The sequence below is a fragment of the Bradyrhizobium lablabi genome, assembly GCF_018129385.1.
Classification (GTDB): Bacteria; Pseudomonadota; Alphaproteobacteria; order Rhizobiales; family Xanthobacteraceae; genus Bradyrhizobium; species Bradyrhizobium lablabi_C.
This window is the reverse complement of sequence record NZ_JAFCLN010000005.1, coordinates 329439-347253: the sequence shown is the minus strand read 5'-3', so window position 1 is coordinate 347253 and position 17815 is coordinate 329439. Positions and strand designations below refer to the sequence as shown.

At 63.4% G+C, this 17815-nt stretch carries 14 protein-coding genes; 6 read left to right on the top strand and 8 right to left on the bottom strand.

The window, feature by feature from the left end; translation table 11 throughout:
- Positions 1-136: 136 nt before the first annotated feature.
- Together tyrS and JQ628_RS13625 are read left to right on the top strand one after the other, a co-directional pair.
- Entirely contained in the window at positions 137-1390 is a 1254-nt protein-coding gene (tyrS, locus tag JQ628_RS13630; protein ID WP_212223075.1) for a tyrosine--tRNA ligase, read from the top strand.
- A 54-nt stretch (positions 1391-1444) separates the two neighbouring features.
- On the top strand, positions 1445-2692 hold the full coding sequence (locus tag JQ628_RS13625; RefSeq protein ID WP_212223074.1) for an MFS transporter: 1248 nt from the start codon (positions 1445-1447) through the stop codon (positions 2690-2692).
- Here JQ628_RS13625 and JQ628_RS13620 read toward each other — a convergent pair.
- On the bottom strand, positions 2689-3087 hold the full coding sequence (locus JQ628_RS13620) for a hypothetical protein (RefSeq protein WP_212223073.1): 399 nt from the start codon (positions 3085-3087) through the stop codon (positions 2689-2691). The two genes, JQ628_RS13625 and JQ628_RS13620, sit on opposite strands and share 4 nt — an antisense overlap.
- Positions 3088-3113: 26 nt before the next feature.
- Positions 3114-6902 carry a hypothetical protein gene (locus tag JQ628_RS13615; RefSeq protein WP_212223072.1) on the bottom strand — a complete coding sequence of 1263 codons (3789 nt, stop codon included), beginning with the start codon at positions 6900-6902 and terminating at the stop codon, positions 3114-3116.
- Between the two features lie 204 nt (positions 6903-7106).
- Here JQ628_RS13615 and JQ628_RS13610 point away from each other — a divergent pair, with 204 nt between their 5' ends.
- From JQ628_RS13610 to JQ628_RS13600, 3 genes are all read left to right on the top strand, one after another.
- Positions 7107-7775 (top strand): peroxiredoxin, encoded by a 669-nt coding sequence (locus tag JQ628_RS13610; protein ID WP_212223071.1) that lies wholly within the window; start codon positions 7107-7109, stop codon positions 7773-7775.
- A gap of 177 nt (positions 7776-7952) precedes the next feature.
- Positions 7953-9308 (top strand): M23 family metallopeptidase, encoded by a 1356-nt coding sequence (locus JQ628_RS13605; protein WP_212223070.1) that lies wholly within the window; start codon positions 7953-7955, stop codon positions 9306-9308.
- Positions 9309-9498: 190 nt separating this feature from the next.
- Positions 9499-9945: an SRPBCC family protein gene (locus JQ628_RS13600; RefSeq protein WP_212223069.1), complete on the top strand. Its 447-nt coding sequence runs from the start codon at positions 9499-9501 to the stop codon at positions 9943-9945.
- A gap of 39 nt (positions 9946-9984) precedes the next feature.
- Here the strand turns inward: JQ628_RS13600 and JQ628_RS13595 are convergent, their stop codons facing one another.
- A complete protein-coding gene (locus JQ628_RS13595) occupies positions 9985-11205 on the bottom strand; it encodes an ABC transporter substrate-binding protein (RefSeq protein ID WP_212223068.1) in 1221 nt (406 codons plus the stop codon).
- A 166-nt stretch (positions 11206-11371) separates the two neighbouring features.
- On the opposite strand from JQ628_RS13595, the gene JQ628_RS13590 reads away from it, so the two are divergent.
- Complete coding sequence (locus JQ628_RS13590; protein WP_249127838.1) at positions 11372-13534, top strand: carbamoyltransferase C-terminal domain-containing protein; 2163 nt, start codon at positions 11372-11374, stop codon at positions 13532-13534.
- A 6-nt stretch (positions 13535-13540) separates the two neighbouring features.
- Here JQ628_RS13590 and JQ628_RS13585 read toward each other — a convergent pair whose 3' ends face one another.
- The 5 genes from JQ628_RS13585 to prfB form a co-directional block, all read right to left on the bottom strand.
- Positions 13541-14038: a cupin domain-containing protein gene (locus JQ628_RS13585; RefSeq protein ID WP_212223067.1), complete on the bottom strand. Its 498-nt coding sequence runs from the start codon at positions 14036-14038 to the stop codon at positions 13541-13543.
- On the bottom strand, positions 14035-14715 hold the full coding sequence (locus JQ628_RS13580) for a helix-turn-helix domain-containing protein (RefSeq protein ID WP_212223066.1): 681 nt from the start codon (positions 14713-14715) through the stop codon (positions 14035-14037). Before JQ628_RS13580 ends, JQ628_RS13585 begins: the two co-directional genes overlap by 4 nt.
- 75 nt (positions 14716-14790) lie before the next feature.
- A complete protein-coding gene (locus JQ628_RS13575) occupies positions 14791-15696 on the bottom strand; it encodes a DMT family transporter (protein WP_212223065.1) in 906 nt (301 codons plus the stop codon).
- A gap of 76 nt (positions 15697-15772) precedes the next feature.
- Complete coding sequence (locus JQ628_RS13570) at positions 15773-16642, bottom strand: NAD(P)-dependent oxidoreductase (RefSeq protein WP_212223064.1); 870 nt, start codon at positions 16640-16642, stop codon at positions 15773-15775.
- Positions 16643-16645: 3 nt separating this feature from the next.
- A protein-coding gene (gene prfB, locus JQ628_RS13565) for a peptide chain release factor 2 (protein ID WP_212223063.1) occupies positions 16646-17777 on the bottom strand; the annotation gives its coding sequence in 2 pieces (ribosomal slippage) (positions 16646-17707 and positions 17709-17777; 1131 coding nt in all).
- Positions 17778-17815: the final 38 nt, after the last annotated feature.

Below are 17815 nucleotides of genomic sequence, written 5' to 3'. Positions count from 1 at the left end.
AAACCGACGTCTGGCTTGTATCAAACAAGCACATCTTATAATGCCACAGCGCGGGGGTTCGCGGCAGTCCAAACCGGCATGGTTCCGCAACTCGTTACAATTACCGTGAAATAAGAATGATCAGAGTCGCCGACAAATGACTGCTTTTAAATCGGATTTCCTGAACATTTTACGGGAGCGTGGCTTCATCCACCAATGCTCCGATGTCGAGGGCCTGGACGCGCTCGCCGCCAAAGGCGAGGCCACCGCCTATGTCGGCTACGACTGCACGGCGCCCTCGCTGCATATCGGCAATTACCTCACCATGATGATGCTGTACTGGCTCCAGCAGAGCGGCAACAAGCCGATCACGCTGATGGGCGGCGGCACCACCATGGTCGGCGACCCCTCCGGCAAGGACGAGACGCGCGCGATGCGCAGCGTCGCCGAGATCGAAGCCAACAAGGCTTCCATCCGCGGCGTGTTCTCCAAGGTGCTGCGCTACGGCGACGGCAAGTCCGACGCCATCATGCTCGACAATGCCGAATGGCTGACGAAATTGAACTGGATCGAGATGCTGCGCGACATCGGCCGGCATTTTTCGGTCAACCGCATGCTGACGATGGACTCGGTGCGCCTGCGGCTCGAGCGCGAGCAGGAGATGAGCTTTATCGAGTTCAACTACATGGTCTGCCAGGCCTACGACTTCGTCGAACTGTCGCGCCGCGCCGGTTGCCGCTTGCAGATGGGCGGCTCCGACCAATGGGGCAACATCGTCAACGGCGTCGACCTCGGCCGCCGCATGGGCACGCCGCAACTGTTCGCGCTGACCACGCCGCTGCTCACCACCGCTTCCGGCGACAAGATGGGCAAGACCGCCAAGGGCGCCGTGTGGCTGAACGCCGACCAGTTCTCTCCCTATGACTTCTGGCAATACTGGCGCAACACCGAGGACGCCGACGTCGTAAAATTCCTGAAGCTCTTTACGATCCTGCCGATGAGCGAGATCGCAAAGCTTGCGGCGCTAAAGGGCGGCGAGATCAACGAGGCCAAGAAGGTGCTGGCGACCGAAGCTACTGCCCTGCTGCACGGACGCGACGCCGCCAACACGGCGGCCGAAACCGCCCGCCAGACCTTTGAGGAAGGCGCGATCGCCGAAAGCCTGCCGACGGTGGAAATTCCGCGCGGCGAACTCGATGCCGGCGCGGGCGTGCTGACGCTGTTCGTCAAGGCGGGGCTCGTCGCCTCGAACGGCGAGGCGCGGCGCCAGATCAAGGGCGGCGGGCTTCGCGTCAACGACGTTGCCGTCACCGACGAGAAGATGGCGCTCAATGCCTCTGATCTCACCGGCGAAGGCGTGATCAAGCTGTCGCTCGGCAAGAAGCGTCACGTCCTCGTCAGGCCTGCATAGGCGTATTCGTTTTCCGACCTTGTGCGGGAGCGCGGAAGCGCGCTCCCTGCCCCGATGGATCAAGATACGCCACCGGGGGGAACGTCGACCAGGCCGCGAAGTCCGGCGCGCGTTGCGCTGAGCGTGCTTGCGCTGTGCTTTGCCCTTTCGGTGCTCGGCCGCGGTCTCGGCGAAAGTTTTACGGTCTTCCTCAAACCGATTTCGGAAAGCTTTGGTTGGGACCGCGCGCAGGTCGTCTCGGTCTATTCGCTGTCGTGGCTGACCGGTGGTCTGACCGCACCGCTGGTGGGTCGCCTGTTCGACCGCTCCGGGCCGCGCACAGTCTACGCGCTAGGGCTGCTGCTGCTCGGCGGCGCCTTTCTGATCGCTTCGCGTGCAGAGGCGCTGTGGCAATTCCAGATTACGATCGGCATTTGCGTCGGCGTCGGTATTGCCCTCGTCGGCAACGTGCCGAACTCCATCCTGCTCGGCCGCTGGTTCGGCCCGCGGCTGCCGACCGCGATGGCGGTGGTGTACTCCGCGATGGGCGCCGGCGTCCTGTTGCTGCTGCCGGCCTCGCAACTGTTGATCGATCATGTCGGCTGGCGCGAGGCCTATCAGTGGTTCGGCGTGATTGCACTTTGCCTCCTCGTGCCGCTGATGCTGCTGCCGTGGCGGCTGTTTGCAAGAGGATCGCCGCATGTCGTCCAGAAGGCGCAGGTCGAGGCCACTGACGGCGGCTGGACGCTCGGAAGTGCGATGCGCTACCACGCCTTCTGGGCGCTGTTCTCGACCTTCTTCTTCACCGCGATCGGGATGTACGCGATTTCGGCGCAGATCGTCGCCTATCTGATCGATGCCGGCTTCCCTCCGCTACAGGCGGCCACCGCCTGGGGATTTTCCGGCGTCGTGCTGACGCTGGGAATGGTCAGCGTCTCCACGCTCGACGGCATCATTGGCCGGCGGCCATCGGTGCTGCTCAGCTACGCCATCTCCATTTTGGGAATCTTCTTCCTCTGGCTGATCCAGTATTTTCCAAATTATTGGCTGCTCGCTGCGTTCGTGCTCTTCTTCGGCAGCATGATCGGCTCGCGCGGCCCGCTGATCACGGCAACCGCACTGAAGATCTTTCAAGGCAAGCGCGTCGGAACCATCTTCGGCACCATCTCGATCGGCAGCGGACTGGGCTCGGCCTTGGGCTCCTGGGCCGGCGGCCTGATCCACGACTACACCCACGGCTACAACGCGCTGATCGCGTTCGCGCTTGTCAACGTCATCCTCGGAATGATTCCGTTCCTGGTGGTGCCGGCGCTGCGGCGTTAGCGCTTTGTGGATTTCGCTGCCTTCTCCGGGCAACGCCGATACTGCTTGCCGTTGATCTTGAGCTGGTCTTTCGAGACGACCGACAGCTTGATCGTCTCTTTCGTGCCGTTGACCTTCTTCTTGTAGTCGTCCCAGAACTCGTAGCAGGTCGCTTTCAGCGTCGTGTCGCTTGCGGAAGTCGACTTGCTGTCGATGACGCAGTGATGTTCGTACTGCTCGACCATCGGCATCGGCTTGCCGTTGAGATCAACCTTGAGGTCGATGACGGTGAGGCTGTTCGGACCATCCGCCTTGTCGCTACAATGCTTTGGCGACGTCACCCAGGCGCCCTCGTAGGGCTCGGCCGCGTGCGCAGACGTAGGCAGCGCGAGAGCCAGAAGCGCCGCGATGCTCAATCCAGTCCTGCACATGTCCGGAACGCTCAATTGTTCGGCGGAAATTCGGCCTGGTTGTTCTGCTTGCCGGTGTTGAATTCCATGATCTTTCGCGTCACGCCCGGAAACATCGCCGAGATCGGATTAACGCGCAGCACCGGCTGACCCGGCGTGCCGACCACTTCATAGGTCACGCCGATCAGGCCTTCATTGCTGCCGGCGCCGAGGACGAGGCCAAGGACCGGGATCTGGCCGAACATGTTGTTCAGCCCGTACATCGGAATGAAGGTGCCGCTCATGCGAACCTGGTTGGCGACGGTATCGATGCTGCCTTCGATGGTCGCACCGATCATCGGCCCTTTCACCACGCCATCGCGGATCGAGAGCTGTCCGCTTTGCCGGGTGAATTCCGCACGCAATGCTGAAAAGGATACGCCGCTCTGAGTACCGGGCGCGCCGCCAGCAGCCACACGGTCGAGCGCAGCCTCACCCTTGATGGAGAACTCGCGGACGTTGATCAGGCCTTCCCTGGCGCTCGGCTCGACCGTCGGCGGCTCCAGGGCGAGTGCGAGCTGGCCGCCGACGACCTTGGAGTACATATCGGTGAAGCGGAAAAACGCGCCGGCGTCGTTGGTCTGGAGGACGATCAGCTCGCGCGGCTGCGCCTGCGTGCGGCCGCGCAGATCGGCGGTGAGCGGCGTGTCGCGTCCAATCTTGCCGGACAGCGAAAACGCCCTGAAGGCGCCATTGCGCCGCGAGAATTTTCCATCGACGCTGCGCAGCGCCTCGCCGTTGAATCCCTGTACTGCGCCGAGCTTGAGATCGACATCAAGATCCATACCCTTGGTCTTGCTCTTGGGATCGTCCTTGCCCGAGATCGCCGATTTGAGGAAACCGCGGCCGTCGAATACGTCGCCACGCATGGTCACCTTGATCGTGCCGTCCTGGGCGCGCTCGGCGCGCAGCGTGGTCTTGTCGCCTTCGGTCGGCGAATAGACCGGGAAATTGGCATTCAGGAGATCGCCGTTCTGGTCGACCTCCAGCGATCCCTTGATCGAGACGCCGCCGCCTTCGACCACGATATCCTCGAAGCGGATCGATTGCGGCTTCTGCACCACGTTGAAGGTGGCCTTGCCTGCCTTGCCCTGTGTCTTCACCCAGCCCGGCAGGATGTTGTCGAGCTTCAACTGGGTGAGATCGGCCTCGATGCCGAGGCGGCTGTCATGTTCGCCGATCTTGCCGATCAGCTTGATCGGAAGCTGGCCGGTAATCGCGGGACCGAGATCGATGCCGAGCCGCGCCCTGCTGCTGTCGTCCAGCGTGGCCGCCAGCTTGACGTCGGCATCGCCCTCGGCCGGCTTGCGGTATTCAAGCAGGGCCTGCTGCCCGTTGATCTTGACGTCGCCCCTGACCTGATAGCCGGAATTGTTGGCGATCACCTTGAGCGTGCTCGCCTCCAGCTTCTGGTTCATCACCAGCTTGTCGGCGGCAAATCCGCTGAGATCGGCGACCGCCGTGTAGGTCGTATCAGCCTTGGTCAGCGCGTTCTTGACCGGCAGGCCCATGGTGATCACGGCCGAAAAATTGCCCTTGCTGGCATTTGGATCGACCAGCGTGCCGGACAGATCGCTCAGGCGGTCGGAGGAGAGAATTTCGGCCGCGGCCGGAACGCTGCCGTCGACGCGGAAGCGGACTTTCGCGGGCGAGGGCTTTGGCGCCAGATCCGGCACCTCGAAGGAGAAGTCGGAGAACGCGAGCTTGCGCCCCGCCGGCGTGTCGGCAGCGCCCTGCGCGATCGTCACCAGCGCCGTGCGCCCGGTCACCTTCGCCTTCAGGTCGGCATCGCGCACCGGGGGCATCTGGTCGACCGGCCGCACCGTCACGCCTGACGCGACGATGTTGACCGCAAGCCCGTCGTCCGGAATCGGCGGACCCTTGCGCGACAGGTTCTTGACCGGCGAATTGACGGCGATGTCGATGCGCTGGAGCGAACCCTTCTCGATCCGCTCGATCACCCACTCGCGCAGTTCAGGCACGATCAGGATCGGCCACACCCGCTTGAGGGCGGAAGCCGACATCGGCGTTCCCGCAAAACCGAGTTGCAGCCGCGGCTCGCCGGAATAATCGACCACGCCGGTACCGGCGACGCTGATCTCGCCATTGCTGATATCGGCCTGCGTCAGCAGCACGCGCTTGCGGTCGGTATCGAAGCGGAAACCGATCGCAATGCGATTGAAGATCAGCGGCTGCTCGCCTTCCGTACCGGGCAGCACGATGGTGCCGCCGGAAAGACCGGCCTGCCAGTCGGTGACGTTGCCGTTGGGCGGCTCGAGGTGGGCGAGCAGCGTGACGCGATTGGCGCCGGAGGTGATCTTGAACGGGGCGACCAGCACGCGCCGTCCGGAATCCCATTCGACATTCACCTCCGCCGAGTCGATCGCCATCGGATAGTCGGGCGTATCGCTGTCGATGATGTGGCCCGCGCCGGCCAAAATCTTGCCGCGGAAGTAAGTCGGCAGGCCGTCGCGGCCGAGCTCGCCCTTCAGTTCGCCAGACAGCGGCAGGTCGGCGCTGTAGGTGAGATCCTTCACCCGCATCGCGAGGAAGATGTTTGCGGTCGGCACCTTGTCGGCGCGGATATCGACCGAGCGCACGCCATTCGACGGTGCGCCGACCAGCACGCGCAGCGACCACGGGCGCTTGCCTTCTTCGCCGAGGTTGAGCGCGACGCCGCCGCTGCTCGGCCGGCGCAGGCTGAGGCTGATATTGTCGAACGACCATTTGTTGCCGCGTTGCTGATCGTCGACAATCAGATTGCCGTTCTTCAAGCCGATTTCGTTGAGGTTCTGGCCGTCGAGGCCGCTGAGGCTCAAACTGTCGAGCCAATCGAGGCTCGCGAGCAGACCGTTCTGCGTGTTGTCGGGCACCGTTGCCGGCGCGGGCGAAACAGCCGTCGGCGGCGTCACCGGAATCTGGCGCGGGAAGGTCGCGGGGATTCCGGCGTCCCTCTTGGAGGCGACGCCGGTCGCCAGCGGTTTTGCGGTATCGCCGGTGGACACCGTGACCTGGCCGTCCGGCGTGATGCGGATCGCAAGCTCGGCATCGACGAGATTGATGCTTTCGGCGCGCAGCCGCCCCATCAGCAGCGCCATGCCGGACAATTTCACTTCCGCTTTCGGCGCGCTCGCTACCACGGCGCGTTCGCGATCGCGCACGATGATGTCGCGGATGCGCACGGCGATGCGGATGCGGCCGGCGCGCTCGATCTGGGTGCCGCCGATCTCTACCGTATTGCCGTGGCCGATATTCTCCTCGATGGCCGACGCCAGCCAGGGCGTTGCCATGTCGAGGTTGATCGGCCCGGCGCCGAGCCGCCACCACAATCCGAAGAAGCAGCCGCCAAAAATCACCACCAGCGCGACGATCGCCACCGCCACCCGGCGGATCCAGCGTTCGCCGGTCAGCCAGCGACTGAACGCACCGAAGCGATCGAAGGTGCGATGAACGCCAAGGTCGCGCTTGGATAGCAGCCGTCGCGCGGCATGACCTGCGGCTTCGTCATGTTCCTGATCCCAGCCGCCTTCATCCCACTGCGTATGATGAGCGTCGGCACGCCGGCCCGGCTGCGGACCTGCCCCTTGCGGACCTGCCCCTTGATGGAATCCTTGAACCGGTCCGCGTGTCGGTGCGCGAGCCGATCCTTGAGGCGATCCCTGAATCGATCCTTGGGGCGACGTATTGCTTGCCATTGCCTCTCGGTACTGGCGCTGATCACCAGATGTGTTGCCGCCATTGGGGCACCCGTCGATTCTGATCGAGCGCCCCTGTGCCGGCATCGCTGCCAATCCTCGATTAATACTGTTACTCGTTGCCGGTCCCAACGAACCCTTCAGCGAGCGGACGGGTGATGCGTCGAATTCGTTGTAACCATACCCCGAGGTCATCAGATTTGCCCAGCATCGGACGCGAATCCGCAAGCCTCGGACATGACTCGCAATACCCCATTGGTTGACCCGCCGAAAGCGACGAAAGGAAGGCGTATGTCCAAGAAAACGCGCAAGAATTCCCCCAAGACATCGGCCAGGGCCGCTGCATCGAAGAAGGCGAGTGTTCGCTCACCTTCAACGAAAAAGGCGTCCGCCGCGAAAACAGGCAAGAAAGCCGCCGCCTCTCCCGAAAAATCCCGTCCCAAAGCATCGCAGAAGGCGGCGTCGAAACCGTTAAAATCCGCAGGCTCCGCCGCGCCGGGATTGGCCGAAGGGGCCAAGGCGCCGGCGTTCCGCCTGCCGCGCGACGGCGGCGACACCGTCTCATTGGCGGATTATGCGGGGAAGAAGCTGGTCCTGTTCTTCTACCCGCGAGCAGACACGCCCGGCTGCACGCGGGAGGCGATCGACTTCACCCGGCTCAGAAGCGCGTTCGAGGATGCCGGAACGGCAGTGCTGGGTGTCTCGGCCGATACCGTAAAAGCCCAGGACGCGTTCCGCAGCAAACACCAGCTCGCGATTCCCCTGATTTCGGACGAGCAGCATGAGATGCTCGAGGCCTACGGCGCCTGGGGCGAAAAGTCTCTGTATGGCCGGACGTTCCTTGGAATTATCAGGACTACGGTTCTGATCGGACAGGACGGACGCGTCGCCAGGATCTGGCGCAATGTCCGGGTCGACGGCCATGCCGATCAGGTGCTGGAAGCGGCCCGCGCCCTCTAGCGGCGCAGTCGCGCTCGACTGCCAGAAGCAGCGTGCCCAACGGATAAGGGCTTGAACGCCCTCGTCCTCGGCAAGCCTGTCTGGTTCCCATTTCCTGAAAATTAACCATGACCGGGTCAAATCGGTCCCGCCATTTTAGCCGTACGGATTTTCTCCGACCGGCGTGCGGGAGTGCCGATGTCGCATCGTTCCGGTCATCATTCCGAGTATTCGACGCACCACCATCCGCAGGATCACGGCCGCTCCGCCCCTCGACGCGCCGCCAGTCACGCGCAGGCGGCCCGGATGCAGAACGGCTACACCATCATGCACGCCGGCAAGCAGGTTCGCTTCGGGCCGGTGGTGTTCTGGATCGCGGTCGGCACCGTGACGGTGCTCGGCATGTGGTCGGCGGCAACCGCCACCTATTTCGCGTTCCGCGACGACGTGCTGACGCGGCTGATCGCCCGCCAGGCCGAGATGCAATACGCCTATGAAGACCGCATCGCGGAGCTGCGCGCCCGCGTCGATCGCACTGCCAGCCGGCAGCTCCTCGATCAGGAGCAGTTCGATCAAAAGCTCGACCAGATCATGAAGCGGCAGACCACGCTGGAATCCCGCGCCACCGCGCTCGGCGCCATTCCCGATACTTCGGCGACGGGTTCGATCCGCGCGCCCGGCCGCGGCGCCGCTGCGGACACACCGGCGTCCGGCACGCCAAAACCCTCGCCGATCAGCGATACCGTGATCTTCGTGGCGCCGCCTGATCGCGAAGCACGGCTGGAATCGCGCACGCCGGTGGTGACAAAGCCTCAACCGAACCAGTTCGCCAAGGTGCAGGGTTTTGACAATGTGCTGGTGCGGCTTCAGGCCTCGCTCGATCAGGTCGAGCGGCGCCAGATGGCGGCGTTGACCTCGGTGGAAGACAGCATGGAATCGCGCGTGCGCCGCATGCGCGGCGTGATCAACGATCTCGGCCTCGACATGGCGCAGCTCGAATCCGCCGTGCCCCGCGCGCCGGTCGGCGGCCCGTTCGTGCCGGTCAAACTCGGACCCGATGCGGGCGCCTTCGAGCGCCAGCTCTATCGCATCAATGTCACCCGCGCGCAGGTGGAAAAGCTGAACCGCACGCTGGCGCTGGTGCCCTACCGCAAACCCGTGATCGGCGAGGTCGAATTCACCTCGGGCTTTGGCGTGCGCAGCGACCCCTTCCTCGGCCGCCCCGCGATGCACACCGGCCTCGATTTCCGCGCGGCGACCGGCGATCCCGTCCGCGCCACCGCCAACGGCAAGGTGGTGTCATCGGGCTGGATGGGCGGCTATGGCCGCATGGTCGAAGTCGACCATGGCAACGGACTCTCCACCCGCTACGGCCATCTCTCGGAGATCCACGTCAAGGTGGGAGAGGCCGTGAAAATTGGCCAGGTGATCGGCGCCGTCGGCTCCACCGGCCGCTCCACCGGCCCTCATCTTCACTACGAAACCCGCATCGATGGCGACGCCGTCGATCCGCAAAAATTCCTGCGCGCGGGCGTGCGGTTGAGTTCCGGCTAGGCCCCGAATCCAAAATCGCGAAAACAACCCCATGCACAGTAGAAATGGGGCGGTCCTGACCTGATCTGATTACCTCCGAAGCGCAGAAATTGTTCGCCACGATGTCGGCGACCGGGGATGCCAGACGTCCTTGCAACAGAAGCCGAGCCAACCATTTCTCGAAACGTCGCTCGGCAATGGAGCCCACATCATGCCCGGAAATACCGTTCGTCTACATCGCGTCTTCGCCACCAAGCCGGAAAAGGTCTTTCGCGCCTTCCTCGATGCGGATGCCATGGCCAAATGGCTGCCGCCGCACGGGTTCACCTGCAAGGTCCATCAATTCGACGGCAAGGTCGGTGGCACATTCAGGATGTCTTTCACCAACTTCTCGACCGGCAACGGCCACGCCTTCGGCGGCGAATATCTGGAGATCGTGCCGAACGAGCGCATCCGCTACACGGACAAGTTCGACGATCCCAACCTGCCTGGCGTGATCGAGGTCACCGTGGTCCTGAAGGCGGTCTCCTGCGGCACCGAAATCAACATCGAGCAGGCAAACGTGCCGACCCTCATTCCGGTCGAGTCCTGCTATCTCGGCTGGCAGCAATCGCTCAACCAGCTCGCTGCGCTGGTCGAGCCTGACATTCCGGGCTGATCGCCAGCACCCTCGTTCAATGAGCAGAGGCCGGACACCTTAGTGCCCGACCTCGCCGGCGATGATGTCGCCGAACAGCTCCCAGCTTTCGCCGTTGAAGCGCATCAGCTGCATCTGCTCGATCGGAAAGAAATCGTTCGGGCTGGTGTTGATCTTGATGCCAGGCAACAGCACGTCGCTGGAAAAATCCTTCAAGGAGGCGGCCTGCTTCATCACGTTCTCGCGCGTGAGGTTGTCGCCGCACTGCTTGAGCACCTGCACCATGGTCTGCGCGGTGGCGTAACCATAGACGTTATTGTTGTTGGTCTTGTCGCCTTCCGGATAATACTTGTCCATGAAGACAGCCCATGCCTTGATGCCGGGATCGTCCTTCCACGTGGGATCGGTCGGGTCCTTGATGTAGGCGGTCGAGATGATGCCTTTCGAATTCTCCAGCCCCGCCGGCCTCAGCACGGTCGCAACCGAGGTCGAGACGTTGCCGAGGAAATAGACCGGCTTCCAGCCGAGCTCGCCCACTTTCCGGATCGCCTGCGCGGCGCCTTTCGGCGCGGCCCAGGTGACAAAGATGTCGGCGCCGGAATCCTTCAGCGCCACGACCTGCGAGTCGTTGGTAGGGTCGGCCACCTCGTAGGACTTGTCGGCGATGATCATATTGGCCTTGTCGCCGAGGCCATCGCGCAATCCCTTCATCTGATCCCGGCCGGCATCGTCATTCTGCCAGAGCGCAGCGATCTTGCCGTTCGGATAGTTCTTCAGGATGTAGGCCGCATAGATCCGGCCTTCGCTCTGGTAGTTGGGCTGCCAGCCCATGGTCCACGGAAAATTCTGCGGATCGCCCCATTTGGTCGCGCCGGTCGCCACGAACAATTGCGGGACCTTTTTTGCATTCATGTATTTCTGGATCGCCGTATTGGAGGGCGTGCCGAGCGGCTGGAACACCAGCAGCACCTCGTCGCTCTCCACCAGCTTGCGCGCCTGTTCGACCGCCTTCGGCGGCGAGTAAGCATCGTCATAGGTCACAAAATTGATCTTGCGCCCGTTGATGCCGCCCTCGGCGTTGATCTTGTTGAAATAGGCGGCCTGCGCCCGGCCGATGGTTCCATAGGCCGACGCCGGGCCGCTATAGGGCATGATGTTGCCGATCTTGATTTCGGTATCGCTGGCGCCGGGATCGTATTGCTTTTGCGCGTTCGCCGCCGTGGCCGAGATGGCGACCGCAAGCGCGGTCAGTGCTACCGATCGTATCGTGCGAGGCGGCATCGTTCTCTCCCTGTGCTCTTATTTTCGGCAAGTGTCGCAAGCCCCAGGAAACCTTGCAAGGCAACCGTTGCAAGATCATCTAATTCCATCAGACGAAACGGCATTGTTGCGCGCCGCCAATTATGCGACGAGAGGGCCCTGTGATCTGGAATTCGACGGTCTGAAATTGAAGACACGCATTGGTCCGCGGAACCCGCATCTGGCGGCGGCCGGCTTTCGCTTTGCGCGATGGCTGGGGCGGCTGACGATGAGCAATGCCGGCTTCCATCAGCTCGGCTCGCAGTTTGCCAATGAGCGGCTCGCGCGCGTGCGCGAAAAGCTCGGACGTGGCGAGACCGTGTATCTCGCCGGCCTCGGGTTGCCCGGCACGCACAATGCCGGCGTGGCGCTGGTCGAGGTGACGCAGGCGACGGGACCGCGCCTGATCGTCAACAACGAGGAGGAGCGTTTTTCCGGCGTCAAGCACACCACCGAATATCCGAGAGTGTCGATCGACGGCATGGTCGCGGTGCTGCGCGGCATGGGGCGCGACATCGACGATATCGATGCCTGGCTGACGAGCTGGGATTATCCGACGCTGGCCGGCACGATGTTTCGCACGCTGCTGGAGGAGTTTCCGTCGAGCCTGCGACTGCTCCGCGTCTCGCAAGCATCGGCGTTCGACGGCCGCCGGCTCGACCAGATGACCCGCTCGCCAAAATTTTTGGCGCGCCAGCTTGGACTGACACAGCCGGTGCAACTGATCTGCATGCCGCACCATGGCAACCACGCCTGGTTTTCGTATGCAGCCTCGCCTTTCGCCGACGACGGCGAGCCGGTCGCGGTCGCGGTGCTCGACGGCACCGGCGATCTCTCCTCGATCTCGCTCTATACGGTCGAGAACGGCACCATGCGCCAGCTCTACACCAACGACAGCATGTTCGATTCACTCGGCATGTATTACAGCGTCGTCTCTTCGACGCAGGGCGGCTGGACCTGGCTGTCCAGCGAAGGCCGTTACATGGGCGCCGCCGCGTGGGGCGACATGAACCGCGCCAGCAATCCCTATTATTCGCGGCTGAAACATGTGCTGCATCTCGGCGACAATGGCGAGATCAAGCTCAACCGCGAAATGGCCAACTGGCACAGCGATCCCTCCTACATCCCCTACAAGCCATCGCTCATCGACATTTTGGGCGAACCGCTGAAACCCGAGCAGCTCTGGAATCCCGACGCGATGCTGCGCGTCGAGGACATCCATCACCGGCCCGATACCAAAGACCGGCTCGACAAGGCGGCCGCCACGCAACTGGTGTTCGAGGATGCCGTGATCCATATCGTGGATCATCTGCTGCGCACTTCCGGCGCGAGCCGCCTCGTGCTGACCGGCGGCGTCGCGCTGAACGCGATCGGCAATATGCGGCTGCTCGAACATTTCGACGAGGCATGGTTCGAGAAGAACCAGCAGCGGAAAAAACGCCTGCATCTGTGGGTGCCGCCGGTGCCCGGCGATCCCGGCGTCACCATCGGCGCCGCCTGGCAGTTCGCGCATCTGGCCGGCGCACCGCGCGGCGCGCCGATGACGCACGCGTTCTATTGCGGCGTGCCGCCGACGCCGGAGGACATCGCAGCCGCGCTGAAGGCGGACGATGTCGCCTCAGAGCGCATCGGCGAGATATCGACAGCGGCAGGCCGCGATGCGATTGCCGACCTGATGGCGCACATGGTGTCGCAAAACGGCGTGATCGCGATCTATCAGGGCGCCGCCGAAACCGGCCCGCGTGCGCTCGGCCATCGCTCGATCCTCGCCAACCCTTGCGACCCCGAGGCTCGCGAGCGGTTGAACGAGCGCGTCAAATATCGCGAAGCCATTCGCCCGCTGGCGCCGATGGCAACGCTGGAGGCGGCGCAAAAATATTTCGATCTGCTGCCGGGCGGGTCCGACGCCGATTACAACGCCTACAATTACATGGTGCTGACTGCGCAATCGAAGCCGGGCGCCCGCGAAAAGATTCCGGCGGTCATCCATGCCGACGGCACCGGCCGTATCCAGATCGTCCGCGCCGAGGATGATCCGCTCATCTTCGCCTATCTCAAAGCGATGGGCCGCCGCGTCGGCGTCGAGATGTCGGTCAACACCTCTTTCAATGTCGCAGGCCCCATCGCGCAGACGCCGCAGCAGGCCATCGACACGCTGCGCCGCTCAAAGGGCCTCGATGCCGTGCTGATGGTGGCTGATAACGGCGCGGTGCACGCCGCCTGGCACGGCGGCGAGCGCGACAGCGGGCGATTCAGAAACTGGCTTGCCGACTGGAAGACGGCATGGGCTTCCAGCCGGCCAAAGCGATAGTTCGCCTCAGAGATCGACGCGTTCGCTCGTAACGGCCTTGCGTTCCGCCATGTTGAAGCGGCCGCTATAAATCGGGCGCTCACCGGTCGTCGGGCCGGGGTACTGGACGATGAAGATTTCACCGCCCGTCTCGGTGCGGAATTCTCCCTCAAAGTGCGGGTCGGGATGGAATAGCACCGTTCCAGGACCGTGCAACGTTCCGTCGATTGAAAATTCGCCTTTGAGGATGTGCCAGACCTGCGCGAAGCCGTGATAGTGCTCGGGGTGGTAGGCGCCGGGCTCGAGCCGCAGAATGCCCGCGTTCGGCTCGGTCGGACGCTCCGGCCGCGGATGGAAAAGCATCTTGCCCGTTTCGCCCGGCCAGCGAATCGTCTCCCAATCGACCTCGTCGAAATGACGCGTCTCGTAGGGCTTGTGGTCCTTTCTCGATGCTTCGCGCGAGGTCGTTAAGCCCGCATTCGCGTCCGCCGTGTCGGGAATGGTCTTGCTGGTGACAGCGTTCATTTTGCTCTCCCTTCCGCCGTTTTCTCTGGTACGCCTTTCCTGCCCGCAACACTGCTCCACCACTCGACCGCGATGGCTGATTGATTTTCGATTGATGTCACCATCAGGAGCCGGGCGCTCGCCCCACGCGCCCACGCCATGTGCGGCACGTCCGACCGCAAGTGAATCGAATCCCCCTGCTCCAGCGCGATGGTGTCGTCGCCGACCTGAAACTCGACGCTGCCTTCGAGGACGAAGCACATCTCCTCGCCGGGATGAGCGACCAGCACGGGTTTGCGCGGCTTTGCCGATAGGTCGAGCAGGAACGTCTCCAGCCGCTGCTCGCCAATGCCCGAAGCAAGCTTGCACCAGGCGTAGTTTGCGTCCGCGCCCCTCGATGGAACGGCGTCGACCGCATGCACCACGCGCCAGGCGCGCGTGCGGTCTTCCTCTTCGATGCCGGCGAACAATTCGGCCGCCGGCAGTTGAAGCACGCCAGCAATTTCCAGCAGGTTGCCGATCGAACAGGCGATCAGCCCGCGCTCGATCCGGGAGAGAAACGTCACCGATAACCCGACCATTCCCGCGAGATCATCGAGCGTCAAACCGCGTGCCGAACGCGTCCTGCGGATGACAGCTCCGATCCCGGCAAGGCGCGCCGCCTCGCGCGCACGCCGGCCAGCTTCCGCCGAAACCACGCTTGCTCCTTCCTTTGCTTATAAGGCAAATCGTATTGCTATATAGGCAAATGTCAAGCAGAGGAGCGTCGGCGACTAGCGTTCGAGCAGCTTCAGCACGCGGCCGTCGATGACCAGCAACGCGCTGCCGATCACCATCGCGCCGGCGATCTCGCGCATCGAAATCTGCTCGCCGAGCACGAGCCACCCAAGCAGGATCGCGCTGACGGGCACGAGCAGCGTCACCAGCATGACATTGGTGGCGCCAGAGCGCCGCAGGATCTGGAAGAACACGATGTAGGCCAGCGCCGTCGACAGCGCTGCTAGGCCCAGCACCGCGAGCCCCGTCACCGCGCTCGGGACCGGCAATTGCCACGGTCGTTCGAAGGTGCCGGCGACGATGGCCATCATCACGCTCGAAGCCATCAGTTGGAACGTCGCTGTTGCCAGCGGCGGCGAATCCGAAAGGCTGCGACGCGCGATCAGCGCCGATATGCCGTAGCTGAGGGCCGCCGCAAGACAGAGCAGGATGCCGCGCCCCTGCCCGCTGGCAAAGCCGAGTTCGCCGCCGCGAAGGATCACGACCCCGATGAGGCCGACGATCACGCCGACGACACGCCTGACGATGAGCTTCTCCTCGCCCGCTGCCGCCATCACCAGGACGGTGAACAGCGGCGTGGTGGCGTTGAGGATCGAGGCGAGCCCGCTGGGAATATAAGTTTGCCCGGTGACGATCAGCGAGAACGGCAGCACGTTGTTGAACAGGGCGACGAGGAAGAACGGCTGCCAGCCTGTCCATCCCTTCGGGAAGGGAAGCCGCTGCGCGCAAAGCACCGGCAGCAGGATGATAGCTGCCAGCAGTACGCGCAGCAGCACAAGAGTAAACGGCGGCAGCTCGCGCAGCACCACGCCGTTGAAAAAGAACGAGCCACCCCACAGCACCGACAACGCGGCGAGCAGCGACCAGTCGCGCGCATCGATCCGGCCGTCACTGGCAGTCATTTGGCAAGAACCTGATGAAATCGTGCGATGAGCTAGGCCGGACGCCGCGACGGCGTCCACCCGATTTCCGCAAACGCTATTTCGGCCGCGAGACGATCTCGATCATCTTGCCTTCGTCATCGTCGGGGGCGCTCGTCTTCGCCGTCTCATAGGCGGCCAGCGCGGCGCGGCTGACCGGCACGCCCGGCAACAGCGCTTCGGCGAGTGCCACCGCATAGGCGGCATCCTTGTGGCGCAGCGCGGCCGTGAAGGAAGCGCCGGAGAAATCGCGCGCGATCATGCGTTTGGAATGACGGATCACTTGCGGGCTTGCCACCGCGCCGGTCGCGAGTGCTTCCGCTACCAGGTTCATGTCGAGGCCGGCGCGTTCGGCGATCGCAACGCCCTCGGCAAGGCTTGCAATCTGCACCGCGCCCATCAGGTTGTTGATCAGTTTGAATACGGTGCCGGTGCCGACCGCGCCGAAATGGCGGATCTTATTGCAGAGCGGCGCGAGATAAGGCCGCGCCCTTTCGAGGTCGGCGGCATCCGCGCCGACCAGCAGCGTCAATTTTCCGGCGGCCGCAGCTTCCGGCAGGCCGGTAACGGGGCAGTCGATATAGATCAGGCCGCGAGCTCTCAGCTCGAGCGCCATGTCGAGGGCATGGCGATGCGACACGGTCGAGCACTCGATGGCAAGTGTCCCAGCCTTCATGTTGGCAGCAGCGCCGTCCTTGCCGAGCCAGACTGCGCGCGAAGCATCGTCGTCGGCCACCATCGTGACGACGGCGTCGGCATCAACAGCAGCATCTTCGGGCGAGGTCGCCCATCGCGCGCCGCGCGCGATCAGGTCTTCCGCCTTCGCCTTGCTGCGATTCCACACCGAGACGTCAAAGCCGGCGTCGAGATAACGGCCGGCCATGCCGTGGCCCATCCGTCCAAGACCGATGAAGGCCACGCGCGGCATCGGTTAGTCCACGTCCTCGACAGAGCCCGGCTCGGTACCGAAGGCGCGCTGCGCCAGCGTCGCCGCCATGAACTCGTCGAGGTCGCCGTCGAGCACGCCTGACGTGTCGGATGTCTGCACGCCGGTGCGCAGGTCCTTCACCATCTGGTAGGGTTGTAGCACGTAGGAGCGGATCTGGTGGCCCCAGCCGATATCGGTCTTGGCGGCCTGATCGGCGGCGGCCTTTTCCTCGCGCTTCTTCAGCTCGATCTCGTAGAGGCGTGCGCGCAGCATGTCCCACGCCTGCGCGCGGTTCTTGTGCTGCGAACGGCCGGCCTGGCAGACCACCGCAATCCCGGTCGGGATATGCGTCAGGCGAACCGCGGACTCGGTCTTATTGACGTGCTGGCCGCCGGCGCCGCCCGAGCGCATGGTGTCGGTGCGTACGTCGCTTTCCTTGATCTCGATCTTGATGCTGTCGTCGATGACGGGAAAAATCTGCACCGACGAGAACGAGGTGTGCCGCCGCGCATTGGAATCGAACGGCGAGATGCGCACGAGGCGATGCACGCCGGCCTCCGTCTTCAGCCAGCCATAGGCGTTGTGGCCTGATATCTGGATGGTGGCGGATTTGATGCCGGCTTCTTCGCCCTGCGATTCCTCAAGATATTCGATCTTGAAACCGTGCTTTTCCGCCCACCGGGTGTACATGCGCAGGAGCATCTGCGCCCAATCCTGGCTTTCGGTGCCGCCGGCGCCGGCATGCACTTCGAGATAGGAATCGAACTTGTCGGCCTCGCCCGAGAGCAGCGCTTCCAGTTCGCGCCGGGCAACTTCTTTCTTGAGGTCCTTGAGCGCCTTTTCGGCTTCAGTGACCACGGCTTCATCGTTCTCGGCCTCACCGAGTTCGATCATGCCGACATTGTCCTCGAGCTCGCGCTCGACCTTGCCGATGCCGGCGAGCGCATCCTCCAGCGAGGTGCGCTCCTGCATCAGGCGTTGGGCCTTCTGGGGATCGTTCCAGAGATTGGGGTCTTCGGCGAGCTTGTTCAGCTCGGCAAGGCGAGCGGTGGATTGCTCGACGTCAAAGATGCCTCCTCAGCAGCCCGACTGACTGCTTGATCTCTTCGACAAGACGTTCGACTTCGGCGCGCATGGTTTTTGCCGCTTTCAGGAAATGTTGCTGCGGGATGT